15 protein-coding genes are annotated in these 11,667 nt (G+C 57.0%); 6 read left to right on the plus strand and 9 right to left on the minus strand.

What is annotated here, in order from left to right; all coding sequences use genetic code 11:
- Positions 1 to 86 precede the first annotated feature (86 nt).
- On the plus strand, positions 87 to 656 hold the full coding sequence (locus tag PHQ58_RS01975; protein ID WP_300106201.1) for a C40 family peptidase: 570 nt from the start codon (positions 87 to 89) through the stop codon (positions 654 to 656).
- Here PHQ58_RS01975 and PHQ58_RS01980 read toward each other — a convergent pair.
- From PHQ58_RS01980 to guaB, 7 genes are read right to left on the minus strand one after another with little or no spacing between them, the layout of a single operon-like run.
- Positions 637 to 1,551, minus strand: coding sequence for an adenylate/guanylate cyclase domain-containing protein (locus PHQ58_RS01980; RefSeq protein ID WP_300106202.1), 915 nt, complete (start codon positions 1,549 to 1,551; stop codon positions 637 to 639). The genes PHQ58_RS01975 and PHQ58_RS01980 overlap by 20 nt on opposite strands.
- Positions 1,552 to 1,608: 57 nt before the next feature.
- Positions 1,609 to 2,607, minus strand: a complete 999-nt coding sequence (locus PHQ58_RS01985; protein ID WP_300106204.1) for an LD-carboxypeptidase — start codon at positions 2,605 to 2,607, stop codon at positions 1,609 to 1,611.
- The gene (gene tadA / locus PHQ58_RS01990) at positions 2,604 to 3,734 is read right to left on the minus strand and encodes a tRNA adenosine(34) deaminase TadA (RefSeq protein WP_300106206.1); all 1,131 of its coding nucleotides are present in this window, start codon (positions 3,732 to 3,734) and stop codon (positions 2,604 to 2,606) included. The genes PHQ58_RS01985 and tadA overlap by 4 nt, the downstream gene beginning before the upstream one ends.
- Positions 3,731 to 3,973, minus strand: coding sequence for a hypothetical protein (locus PHQ58_RS01995; protein ID WP_300106207.1), 243 nt, complete (start codon positions 3,971 to 3,973; stop codon positions 3,731 to 3,733). Before PHQ58_RS01995 ends, tadA begins: the two co-directional genes overlap by 4 nt.
- Positions 3,973 to 4,608: an FMN-binding negative transcriptional regulator gene (locus PHQ58_RS02000; RefSeq protein ID WP_300106209.1), complete on the minus strand. Its 636-nt coding sequence runs from the start codon at positions 4,606 to 4,608 to the stop codon at positions 3,973 to 3,975. Before PHQ58_RS02000 ends, PHQ58_RS01995 begins: the two co-directional genes overlap by 1 nt.
- A 59-nt stretch (positions 4,609 to 4,667) precedes the next feature.
- On the minus strand, positions 4,668 to 6,287 hold the full coding sequence (gene guaA / locus PHQ58_RS02005) for a glutamine-hydrolyzing GMP synthase (protein ID WP_300106693.1): 1,620 nt from the start codon (positions 6,285 to 6,287) through the stop codon (positions 4,668 to 4,670).
- The gene (gene guaB / locus PHQ58_RS02010; protein ID WP_300106210.1) at positions 6,284 to 7,753 is read right to left on the minus strand and encodes an IMP dehydrogenase; all 1,470 of its coding nucleotides are present in this window, start codon (positions 7,751 to 7,753) and stop codon (positions 6,284 to 6,286) included. The genes guaA and guaB overlap by 4 nt, the downstream gene beginning before the upstream one ends.
- A gap of 65 nt (positions 7,754 to 7,818) precedes the next feature.
- On the opposite strand from guaB, the gene PHQ58_RS02015 reads away from it, so the two are divergent.
- Positions 7,819 to 8,343, plus strand: a complete 525-nt coding sequence (locus tag PHQ58_RS02015) for a DUF4124 domain-containing protein (protein WP_300106211.1) — start codon at positions 7,819 to 7,821, stop codon at positions 8,341 to 8,343.
- A gap of 69 nt (positions 8,344 to 8,412) precedes the next feature.
- Here the strand turns inward: PHQ58_RS02015 and PHQ58_RS02020 are convergent, their stop codons facing one another.
- Positions 8,413 to 8,760 carry an RnfH family protein gene (locus tag PHQ58_RS02020; RefSeq protein WP_300106212.1) on the minus strand — a complete coding sequence of 116 codons (348 nt, stop codon included), beginning with the start codon at positions 8,758 to 8,760 and terminating at the stop codon, positions 8,413 to 8,415.
- Positions 8,750 to 9,190: a type II toxin-antitoxin system RatA family toxin gene (locus PHQ58_RS02025; RefSeq protein ID WP_300106214.1), complete on the minus strand. Its 441-nt coding sequence runs from the start codon at positions 9,188 to 9,190 to the stop codon at positions 8,750 to 8,752. The genes PHQ58_RS02020 and PHQ58_RS02025 overlap by 11 nt, the downstream gene beginning before the upstream one ends.
- 68 nt (positions 9,191 to 9,258) lie before the next feature.
- Here PHQ58_RS02025 and smpB point away from each other — a divergent pair, with 68 nt between their 5' ends.
- The 4 genes from smpB (at position 9,259) to PHQ58_RS02045 (ending at position 11,663) form a co-directional block, all read left to right on the plus strand.
- Positions 9,259 to 9,732, plus strand: coding sequence for an SsrA-binding protein SmpB (gene smpB / locus PHQ58_RS02030; protein ID WP_300106216.1), 474 nt, complete (start codon positions 9,259 to 9,261; stop codon positions 9,730 to 9,732).
- Between the two features lie 90 nt (positions 9,733 to 9,822).
- Positions 9,823 to 10,206 (plus strand): hypothetical protein, encoded by a 384-nt coding sequence (locus PHQ58_RS02035; RefSeq protein ID WP_300106217.1) that lies wholly within the window; start codon positions 9,823 to 9,825, stop codon positions 10,204 to 10,206.
- Positions 10,207 to 10,267: 61 nt separating this feature from the next.
- Positions 10,268 to 10,816, plus strand: coding sequence for an RNA polymerase sigma factor (locus PHQ58_RS02040; protein ID WP_300106219.1), 549 nt, complete (start codon positions 10,268 to 10,270; stop codon positions 10,814 to 10,816).
- 13 nt (positions 10,817 to 10,829) lie between these two features.
- A complete protein-coding gene (locus PHQ58_RS02045) occupies positions 10,830 to 11,663 on the plus strand; it encodes an anti-sigma factor (RefSeq protein WP_300106221.1) in 834 nt (277 codons plus the stop codon).
- Positions 11,664 to 11,667: the final 4 nt, after the last annotated feature.

Here is an 11,667-nt window from a genome sequence, read left to right on the forward strand (position 1 = left end):
TCAATTACAAATCAACAAGTTAAGTGCAAATCAAAGAAATCAGTTTGGTCTGGCAAAGCAGGTAAACTCAAGCCATGCTACAACCCTTGCGAACCACCATCCTCTCTCTGAGTTTATTGTTGGCTAACTTCGCACATGCAGCGCCGCCTGAAATCCCCGATGACATGGGCCGATTGCTCGCCAAAAAGGGCTTGCTCAGTCAAATTGACCAGGTTCGTCAATCTGTCACTCACAAAGCCTCCGACTTGGTGGTGAACGCTTTGGGATTTTTGGGCGTGCCCTACAAACGCGGTGGCAATTCGGCAGACACCGGGTTTGACTGCAGTGGTTTTGTCAAAGCCATGTACGAACAAACCGTTGGGTTGATCTTGCCGCGCAAGGCCGAACAGCAAGCCGCCGCCACCCAGCAAATCGATCAGGGCGAATTGCGGCCCGGTGACTTGGTGTTTTTCAACACCATGCGGCGCGCCTTCAGCCATGTGGGCATTTACATCGGTGAGGGCAAATTCATTCACGCCCCTAAGCCTGGCGCAGAAGTTCGGGTGGAAAGCATGGGCTTGTCGTACTGGAGTCGCCGCTTTGACGGCGCACGTCGGGTTCAATCCTCGGCAACTGACGTCGCCTCACCTGCGCAGACTATCGAACCGAAAATGTAACCACGGGTGCGCCAAGGTCACCAAAAGGTGTGCCTAGCGCAATTTCACCCCGGCCGTGCAGCACACACTCTTCACGGCGCAACAGCAAATCGGACCCGCCGCCAAAAAATCTGACCCAGCAACCATAAGAGCTGACGTCTGTCAGCACCACACTGCCATTGCGCCAGTCAAGGCGCGCGTGTTTTCGTGAGACATGCAGGTCACTCACCACAAACTCCGCTTCGCGCATGCGCCCAATGTGCATAGGAAGTTCAAACGCCTTGAAAGTTTTGCGGCTGTCCAGATAGGACAACTCAATCTGACTGCCCAAAACATCACGCTGCGACGCATCAAAACCATCGGCCAACGGCGACTGGATGGTGAAAAACTCTGAATCGACATCTTCCTGCCATTCAATCTGGTACACCGTGCAGGGTTCCGCTCGCCCTCTGACATGAATCGGACCGAGCAACCGGGAGCGAATATCCGGCGACAACTTACCCCCCCCAATGGCTTCAGCATTGACCCAAATCTGGTGTGGCCCCGTCAACTCACTCAAGCGCGCTGCAATGTTGACGGCATCCCCGTAACAATCATCCTCTACCATTTCTACATCACCCCGTGCCACGCCAATGCGAAGCGGCATGTAAACGCCCGATCCGGCTGAGGTCAAGCGCTGCTCATAGGCTCGCTGAACATCGACCACCGCGGCAAGGGCGTGACGGTTTTCCTTGAAAAGAACCAATACCCCGTCACCCAGAAACTTGACGACACGGCCCCCGTTGGCCTTGAATTTTTCTGCCAACCAGGCAGTGATTTGCGTCACCGCCTCCGTGGCTTTGGCGTTGCCCAGGGATTCAAAGACGCCCGTGCTACCAAACAGGTCAGCAAAAACGACAGTGGATTGAACGCCCATGAACAGTGAACTCTTGAAGTGGTGTGCTGAGTTTAGGTGAACTTGATCAAGGTTTGGTTACAAATGACCCCAAACCAGCAAGGCATCACGCCCATCCACGCCCAAGTCAACTTTCGCACCGACCGGCAAAATCACCTTGGTTTGCACATGACCGTACGGCAAATTGGTCAACACAGGTGCCTTGACCTTTTGCCGCAACCGATCAATGACGGTCTGCAATTTAAATCCACGGTCGTGGCTAACAAGCTTGTAGTCGGTAAATTGCCCCAGCAAAATCGCCTTCTGGCGTGCCAACACACCCGCGTGTAACAGCTGTGTGAGCATGCGCTCGATGCGGTAGGGGTGCTCGCCCACATCTTCCAGAAAGAGCGTGCCGCCTTTGATATCCGGGAAATATGGCGTGCCAAGCAACGATGTCAGCACGGTCAGGTTACCGCCCCATAAAACTGAATTATTAACATTAAATGAGGCTGTAGCCCCTATATATAAAGCGTCGACAGCTAGACTATCAGTAGCAACCAGTGGGCGTTCCAGAGCTTGCCGCCAACCCGTGCCTTCCCCCTGCTCTTGCAGCAAATCATCAAAACAGGCTTCCATGATGTCATCAGGCACCGAGCTGGCACCTGCATCATGACCCACCGTGTCAGGCTTACCGCCCACGCCAAAGCCCTCACACAGCGCCGGACCAGCATAGGTGATGGCGCCGGTTTTTGCCAGCACGGCATTTTGAAACGCCGTGAAGTCGCTGATGCCGACAAACAGCATGCCCTTGTCGATGGCCTTGGCTACTTTTTTGTAATGGATGCCAGGCAGGATGCGGGTCAGTCCGTAGCCGCCGCGTGAAATCAACGCCACGTCAGCGCCACTGGCAGCTGACCGGTGGATGGCATTCAGGCGGGTGTCATCATCGCCCGCGAAGCGCTGGTAGCTGGTCAATGCATCGGCATCAATTTCAACTTCATGGCCCAAGGCTTGGAGCCTTTTGATGCCGCGCTTGAAGGCGGCCTTGTCGCGCACTGCACCTGAGGGTGAGTAGATGTAAATGTGTTTTTTCATGTATTCTGGCCAGAGAAAGAAGATGTGGTGCGTTTGGCCCTGGGGTTTTGAACCCATGCGCGCTGGGCCGCACGGTGACCATCGTCAGGGTATGGCGCATTCAAGGCGTCAGCCTTCAATGGGGGGAGTTGGCGCGTATCGCATCGAACAACTCGCTGCTGCGCCAGCGCCATCACAAGTTGCCCGAGTGTCTGATGCGGCAACCCATGCTGCGCCTCGGCCGCAGCATGCTGGTTTATCGCATCGTCGCACAGAGCGTCACCCACCAACTCCAGCACCACCACGTTTATCAAATTCAGTCGCTCCATCCATTGCAGAACAACTTGAGCATGCCAGGCAAGCGTGTGCATGGCTTTTTTCTTGGGTTTATCGCTCTTGCCAAAGCCAATCAGGTCCAGCGCCAGCACGCGCTCGCCCTGCACTACCCGCTCGACCATGAAAGGCTGCCACACCTGCGACCAACTGCGAGGGCCATGCAGACACAAAGTGACTTGGATCGCATTGACCGCACCGGCATCGACATAGTGCAGCCGCAACCCATTCAACGCCGGCAGGTCGCTGATATGGTGCGCCACGCCGGGCAGGGTCGTCAAGGCTTCAAATCGGCTCGCCGGGGTGCGCAGCGCGTCCTCACGCAGCGGGCTGGCGTTGATGGATTTTTGTTGCCGCTGTTGCCTGAAAAAATCCTGTAATAACTCTGAACATGCTGGCGCCAACACTCCACCTTGCACTTGGGTGTGGTGGTTAAGCTGAGGGTTGGCAAACAGGTCAATCACCGACCCGGCAGCACCCGTTTTGAGGTCAGATGCACCGAACACCACACGTTTGAGGCGTGCATGCAACATCGCCCCGGCACACATCGCGCATGGCTCTAGCGTGACAAACAGTTCGCAGTCATCCAACCGGTAATTGCCCAGATGCAAGGCTGCCGCCCGAAGCGCTGCCATTTCCGCGTGGGCGCTGGGGTCATGGGTGTGAATCGGGGCGTTGTGCCCGGCACCAATGATTTGACCGCGGTGCACGACGACAGCGCCTACCGGCACCTCGCCAGCGTCCCGAGCTGTCTGCGCTGCCTTCAGTGCGATGCGCATCCACTGCGCATCTGTCGCTGCGTCAGACGAGCTCACTTGTCGTCCGGCATGGGGCGCGCCTGCATGGCACTTTCCACGGCCTGCTTCATCTGCTGTTGAATCTGCTGATTTTGTTGAGCGACATTACCTGGTGTGGGCGATGCATTTGCTGGCCCAATGGCCGGTGTTTCCAGCGTGGGCAACGTGACCCGAACCGCTGTCATCTGCTTGCGCACCAGCGTGCCCACGATGACCAGTGCCAGGAGCAAACCCACCAGTCCAAACCATCCGCGCATCACGCCTCTCCCTGAACGTGGCCCACCATGCCGAGCCGCTCCATCCAGTCGGCCAGGGCGCGCTCATCATCGTTGCCACCTGAATAGGCAGCATGCAGGGCGACATGCGATTCTGGCCGATGCTGGTTCAACTTGAGCTTGCAATGCAGTTGGGTCACCTTCAACTCAAACGCCTGGATTCCGGCCATCATCTTGTGCTGAAAATCTTCACCGAGACCCCGCCATTGCTCGGCGTAGGTGGGATCGTGATCCTCGATCAGGTGTTTCAACAACCGGTCTTTATCCTCAAAGGTGTCAATCAACCGCGCCTGCACCACACAATGCACCATCAGGTAATTCCAGGTGGGTACGCGCGCCAGATCAGGGTAGACACGTGGACTCATGTAGGCCTGCGGCCCCATGAAGGTCACCACCGCTTGCGGGCGCGCTTGCAAGTAGCGCCAGTGTGGATTGGGTTTGGCGCAATGGCCCAACAGCAACCAGTCATCGCCCTCATCCAGCAAATGAAGTGGTAGCGGCGTCACAAACGGCAAGCCGTCATCCGCGACTGAGATCATGCTGGCCAGTGGGTACGCACGGATCAAATCACGCGCATAAGACCGGTCTTGGGCAACAAATTGAGGAGGCAAATACATTGGGCAATTATTGCAGCGCCACGCCAGTCACTCCCCACCGGGAAGTGATCTGAACGGTGTTATTCCCACTCAATTGTGGCGGGGGGCTTGCTGCTAACGTCATAAGTGACGCGGTTGATGCCGCGCACTTCATTGATGATGCGGCTCGACACTTTCTTGAGCAGCGCATAGGGCAACTCAGCCCAGTCTGCGGTCATGAAGTCGCTGGTTTGCACGGCGCGCAAGGCCACCACATAATCGTAAGTACGGCCATCGCCCATCACGCCGACACTCTTGACCGGCAAGAACACCGTGAAGGCCTGGCTCGTCAACTGGTACCAGGTTTTTCCAGTGGCCTCATCGACAAAATTGTTCAGCTCTTCCATGAAGATGGCATCGGCGCGGCGCAACAGGTCGGCGTATTCCTTTTTGACTTCGCCCAAAATCCGCACACCCAGACCGGGACCGGGGAACGGATGACGGTAGACCATGTGGTAAGGCAAGCCCAGCGCCACGCCCAGCTCTCGTACCTCGTCCTTGAACAGTTCGCGCAAGGGCTCCAGCAGCTTCAGGCCCAGTTGCTCAGGCAAACCACCAACGTTGTGGTGACTCTTGATGACCACTGCTTTTTTGTTTTTGGCACCACCGGACTCGATCACATCCGGGTAAATGGTGCCCTGAGCCAGCCATTTTGCTCCTATTTTAGAAGCATCTGACACAGTCAGTGCAAGGGCTTGAGCCTTAAAAACCTCAACAAATTCACGCCCGATGATTTTCCGCTTGGCTTCCGGTTCGCTGACACCTGCGAGATGCCCCAAAAACTGATCCGCCGCATCGACCCGAATCACCTTGGCGTGGAGCTTGCCAACAAACATCTCCATCACCAAGTCGCCCTCATTCAGGCGCAACAGGCCATGGTCAACAAACACGCAGGTGAGTTGATCGCCAATGGCGCGGTGAATCAGGGCTGCCGCCACCGACGAATCGACACCACCGGAGAGCCCCAAAATGACCTCTTCGTCACCCACCTGAGCGCGGATTTGCGCGATGGCTTCGCTGACGTAGTCACCCATGATCCAGTCGGCGCGGGTGCCACAAATGTCGAGCACAAAGCGCTCCAAAATGGCTGCACCGCGCTTGGTGTGTGTCACTTCGGGGTGGAATTGCACAGCGTAAAAATGACGCGCTTCGTCGGCCATACCGGCAATCGGACAACTGTCGGTGCTGGCCATCAGCTTGAAGCCCGGTGGCAGCTCGGTGACCTTGTCGCCGTGACTCATCCAGACGTCCAGCATGCCGTGACCTTCCGGCGTGGTGAAGTCCTGAATGCCATCAAGTAATTTGGTACGCCCATGCGCGCGCACGTTGGCAGAACCAAACTCACGTTGGTGTCCGCTTGTGACGATGCCACCGAGTTGGTGCGCCATGGTCTGCATGCCATAACAAATGCCCAGCACCGGTATACCCAACTCAAACACCGCTTGCGGCGCTTTGTCTGTGCTGTCTTCGTAGACACTGGCATGGCTGCCAGACAGGATGATGCCCTTGAGCTTGCCATCACGCGCGTAGGCACGAATCCAGTCGTCGGTCACATCACAGGGGTGCACTTCGCAAAACACATGGGCTTCACGAATACGCCGCGCGATCAGCTGGGTGACTTGTGAGCCGAAATCAAGGATGAGGATTTTTTGATGCATTATTCAGCCCGGTAATTCGGCGCTTCTTTGGTGATTTGCACGTCGTGCACATGGCTTTCGCGGATACCAGCCGTGGTGATTTCAACAAACTCGGCCCTATCTTGCATCTCCTGAATGGTGGCGCAACCGCAGTAACCCATGCTGGCGCGCAAGCCACCGGCCATTTGGTAAATGATGTTGACCATGGAGCCTTTGTAAGGCACGCGACCCTCAATGCCCTCAGGCACCAGCTTGTCGGCATTCGGGTTGCCAGTGCTCGATTCCTGAAAATAACGGTCGGCACTGCCCTGCTGCATGGCACCAATCGAGCCCATGCCGCGGTAGCTCTTGTAGCTGCGGCCCTGGAACAAAATCACCTCTCCAGGCGCCTCTTCGGTGCCTGCAAACATGCCGCCCATCATCACCGTGCCAGCACCGGCCGCAATCGCTTTGGAGATGTCGCCGCTGAAACGGATGCCACCATCGGCAATCAAGGGCACCCCGGTGCCCCGAAGTGCAGTCGCCACACTGTCAATCGCCATAATTTGCGGTACACCGACACCCGCCACGATGCGGGTGGTGCAAATCGAGCCAGGACCAATACCCACCTTGACGGCATCTGCGCCCGCCTCGACCAGAGCCAACGCCGCAGCACCGGTGGCAATGTTGCCGCCAATCACTTCAACATGCGGAAAATTCTGTTTGACCCAACGCACCCGGTCGATCACGCCCTTGCTGTGGCCATGGGCGGTATCCACCACGATGGCATCCACACCCGCGCGAGCCAAAAGCTCCACGCGTTCTTCGGTGCCCTCGCCCACACCAACGGCTGCACCCACGCGCAGTTTGCCTTGCGCGTCACGCGCGGCGTTGGGGAAACTGGTTTGTTTGGTGATGTCCTTGACGGTGATCAAGCCCTTAAGCTCAAAGGCGTCGTTCACCACCAGCAAGCGCTCGATCTTGTACTGGTTCAGCAGCACTTTGGCTTCGGTGATGGTGGTGCCATCGGGCACGGTGATCAACTTTTCACGCGGCGTCATGATTTGGCTGACGGGCAAGTCAAAACGCGTCTCAAAGCGCAGGTCACGCCCGGTGACCAAGCCAACGACCTTGCCGCCGTCGATCACGGGAAAGCCCGACACACCCAATTGCTCGGACAAGGACATCACCTGGCGCACGGTGTGCTGCGGCGTGATCACCACCGGGTCACGCAACACGCCAGACTCGTAGCGTTTGACCTTGGCCACTTTCGCCGCTTGCTGCTGTGCGGTCATGTTTTTGTGCACGATACCAATGCCGCCCTCCTGGGCGATGGCAATAGCAAGTCGGGATTCTGTGACCGTGTCCATGGCCGCTGAAACCAAGGGCAGGTTCAGTGCAATGTTACGTGTAAACAGGGTGGCGAGGGAGGTGTCCTTGGGAAGGACTTGGGAATATGCTGGCACCAGTAACACGTCGTCAAAGGTGAGCGCTTTGCCAATCAGGCGCATAGATAGAGCTCCAAATCGTCGATTGTATCTGTCGGCCACCAAGCGAGCTGGCATAAACTCACGCCATGAAGCATTCACTTTGTCTATTTATTGTCATTCTCGGCCTGCTCCCACTGGGTGCCAGCGCCCAATGGGCCTGGACTGACAAGGATGGCCGCAAGGTATTCAGCGACCGCGCGCCTTCAGCCGATGTGCCTGACAAAAGCATTTTCAAACGCCCAGGGTCTGGTGCGCGGTTGCCCTCGCAGGACTTGACCTTGAATTCTGTTGCGGGCGAGCCGGCGACCAAAACCTCAGCCCCGACATCGGAAGGCAGCAAACCAAATGCAACCGGTGTCGACAAAGACTTGGCCGAGCGCAAGAAGAAAGAAGAACAGGCACAAGCCGCACTGCGCAAAGCCGAAGAAGACCGCATCACCAAGGCCAAAGCTGACAACTGTCAGCGCGCCAGATTGGCCCAAAAAGGACTGGATTCAGGCGTGCGGATTGGCCGCATCAACAGCCAGGGTGAGCGCGAAATCATGGATGATGCCGCGCGCGCAGCAGAGGCCAAACGCATCCAGGCCATTGTGGAGAGCGACTGCAAATAAGCCTTTTGCAGTGTGCCAGCAGGCACATAAAGGTGAGTTGCCTGAGCAACCGCGTCTTAGTAGCCTGCCTCAATAACCCGCTTTAGCGCCCGCCCGCTTTTTGTCAAACAGGCCGGTGCCTCGGCTGCCTTGGCTGACGAAACGCTCCCGGCGCGCCACCTTGGGGTCGACTCGCAAAGGTCGATAAACCTCCACGCGATCCTGATCCCGCAACAATTGGTCCAGCGGCGCTTTTCGCCCCCAGACACCCACCGTGGTGAGCAGGTTGTCGATTTCCGGATAACGGGCCAGCAAGCCGCTTTGCTGCAAGGCCTGCAGCACGCTGCAAGGCGCCGCTAATTCGAGGGAGACTTCACCGACCTCACGTGCCGCTGGTGAATAAACCACCGTCACGCGCAGGCGGGATTCACTCACCATAAACCTGTTTGGCACGCTTGACAAACGCATCGACCATGCTGCCGGCAATCTTGTCAAACACCGGGCTAATGAGGCGCCCCAGGGCATTGTCAAAACCATAGGTCAACGCCAGCTCGACCTTGCAGGCACGCTGCTCGGTCTCACCCAAGGACAAAAAGTTCCATTCACCTTCCAGCTTTGAAAAGGGTCCGTTGACCAAATCAATGATCACCTGACGGTCTTGAATGTGGGCATTGCGTGTGGTGAAGGTTTGGTGAATGCCAGAAAAAGCAATGCCAATTTCGGCCAACATGCCGTTTTCTTCCAGCGACACCACGCGCGCTTTATCACACCAGGGCAAAAATTGCGGATATTGATCAACATCAGTGACCAGACGGTACATTTCGGCCGGGCTGTACCAAATTAAGACGGACTTTTTAACTGTTTTCATAGAATAGGGGTCTGCGCGGGATTGTAGTCAAGCCTGGTTCGCATTCACAAAAACTCCAAACGCACGACATGGCCAAAAAACCAGACACCTCAAGCCGCATTGCCGACAACAAAAAAGCCGCCTTCAATTATTTTTTTGAGGAGCGCTTTGAAGCGGGCATTGTTCTCGAAGGCTGGGAAGTCAAATCGCTACGCGAAGGCAAGGTTCAATTGACCGAGGGCTACGTGGTGATTCGCAATGGCGAGTTGTTCATCATCGGCCTGCAAATCCAACCGCTTGGCACCGCCTCAACCCACATCAGCCCGGACCGGCAGCGCACCAAGAAGCTACTGATGCACAAGGAGGAAATCAAGCGCCTGATCGGCAAGATCGAACAAAAAGGCTACACGCTGGTGCCCATCAACCTGCATTGGAAAAACGGCAAGGTGAAATGTGAAGTGGCCTTGGCCAAAGGCAAGGCCGAGCACGACAAGCGCGACACCATCAAAGACCGTGAAGGAAAGCGCGAGGTAGAACGCGCCATGAAAATTCACCGCAGTTAAATTATTTGCAAGGATGGGAATAAAACCTCTGATTCCGGTGTTCATGGTGTGCAAACGCTTGTTTGCGCTCACCTAATCAAGGAACTCACCATGACACTCAAATCACCAGCGCTGTTCATTGCATCTGTCACTCTGGCCATTTTGGCCGGTTGCGCCTCCATGGCATCGGCCCCCGTAAAAGTCTCCGACGGCGTGCTGGTTGGCCCCAGTGGCATGACGCTTTACACCTTTGACAAGGATGTGGCAGGCAGCAGCAAGTCCACCTGCAATGGCCCATGCGCAGCCAATTGGCCGCCGCTGGCTGCAAATCCGAGCGATTCAGCCCATGGTGATTACAGCATCATTACCCGCGACGACGGTAGCAAACAATGGGCTGTCAAGGGCAAGCCAGTCTATTACTGGATCAAGGACAGCAAGCCTGGCGACAAGACGGGTGATGGCGTCAACAAGGTTTGGCAGGTCGCAAAACCCTGACGCAGCACCGGCTCCATGTGTCTCGTTGCACCGTACGTCGGCTCAAGCCTGAGTCAAGCCCTTGAGCCCTGAACTCCTGGTGGCCCAGATTCCGTCGCTGCGCCGCTATGCGCGGGCATTGACAGGCAACGCCTGGGCAGCTGACGACTTGGTGCAGGACACGCTGGAGCGTGCCTGCAGCAAGTGGCGTTTGTGGCTCGTGGGCTCGAATCTGCGCGCCTGGTTGTTCAGCGTGATGCACAACCTGTTCATCAACCAGTTGCGCCAGACCGCTGCTGGCCAACACTTGACGCTGGTGGACATTGCCGATGTGGTCAATGAGTTGCAAGCACCCGAATCAGACACGGGCCAGACACTGGACTTGCAGCGCTGCCTGCTGCGTCTGCCCCCAGAGCAACGCGAGGTGCTGTTGCTGGTGAGCATGGAAGACATGAGTTATGCCGAAGTTGCCAAGGTCACGGGAGTCCCGATAGGCACGGTGATGTCACGGCTGTCGCGTGCCAGAGTCCGCTTGCAGGCGCTGCTGGATGCACCGGCCCATGCCTCTGACAACTCAACGCCTAACGGCGCAACTGTGACCCCGATCCAGGCACTGCACCGCTTGAAATAGGCCATTGACTTCCATGAACAAACCAAACCACGCCCCCTTGACTGACGATGAATGCCACGCGCTGACAGACAGCCAAGGCACGCCTGAGGTTTTGGCTGTGCTGCGGCAACGACTGGCGACCGACCCCGATGGGCAATGCCGCCTGACCCAATGGCATCATCAAAGAGATGCCCTGCAAAAGTTGTACACCGAGGTGCTGGACGACGCCGTGCCCCCGGCACTTGCACAAGCCGCGCTGAAAACGGGTGTCGCGCACGAAACCGCCACCCACACCTTGCGCCTAGGTGGCATGGTTGCTAGCGTGGTGCTGGCTTTTGCCGCGGGCTGGCTGGCCAATAGCAGTTGGCAGAGCACCGGGGCAATTGATGCCGCAGCGCCAAAATTGGCAAGGGCAAAGCTTGAACATGATTTCGTACGTCAGGCCAGTCTGGCCCACAACGTCTATGTGCCAGAAGTTCGGCATCCCGTCGAAGTCACGGCGCTGGAGCAGGCACACCTGGTGCAGTGGCTTTCTAAACGCCTCAGCAAACCGCTCAAGGTGCCTGATTTGACGGCGCAAGGGTTTGAGTTGGTGGGCGGCAGGCTGTTGCCTGGTGACACTGGCGCAAGGGCCCAGTTCATGTTCCAAAACGCAGCCGGTGGCCGGGTCACCCTGTATCTGGGAACGCTAACAGTACCTGCAAAAGCCAAGCCGTTTTCCGGCCAGGAAACAGCATTTCGATATGAGCCCCAAGCCGGTGTGCCCAGTTTCTATTGGGTGGACCACGGGTTTGGCTACGCGCTGACGGGCCAGCTGCCACGCGACGCACTCATGAAACTGGCGCAAGTGGTCTACCAGCAGCTGTAAAACC

The organism is Rhodoferax sp., from assembly GCF_028688795.1.
Lineage (GTDB): Bacteria > Pseudomonadota > Gammaproteobacteria > Burkholderiales > Burkholderiaceae_C > Rhodoferax.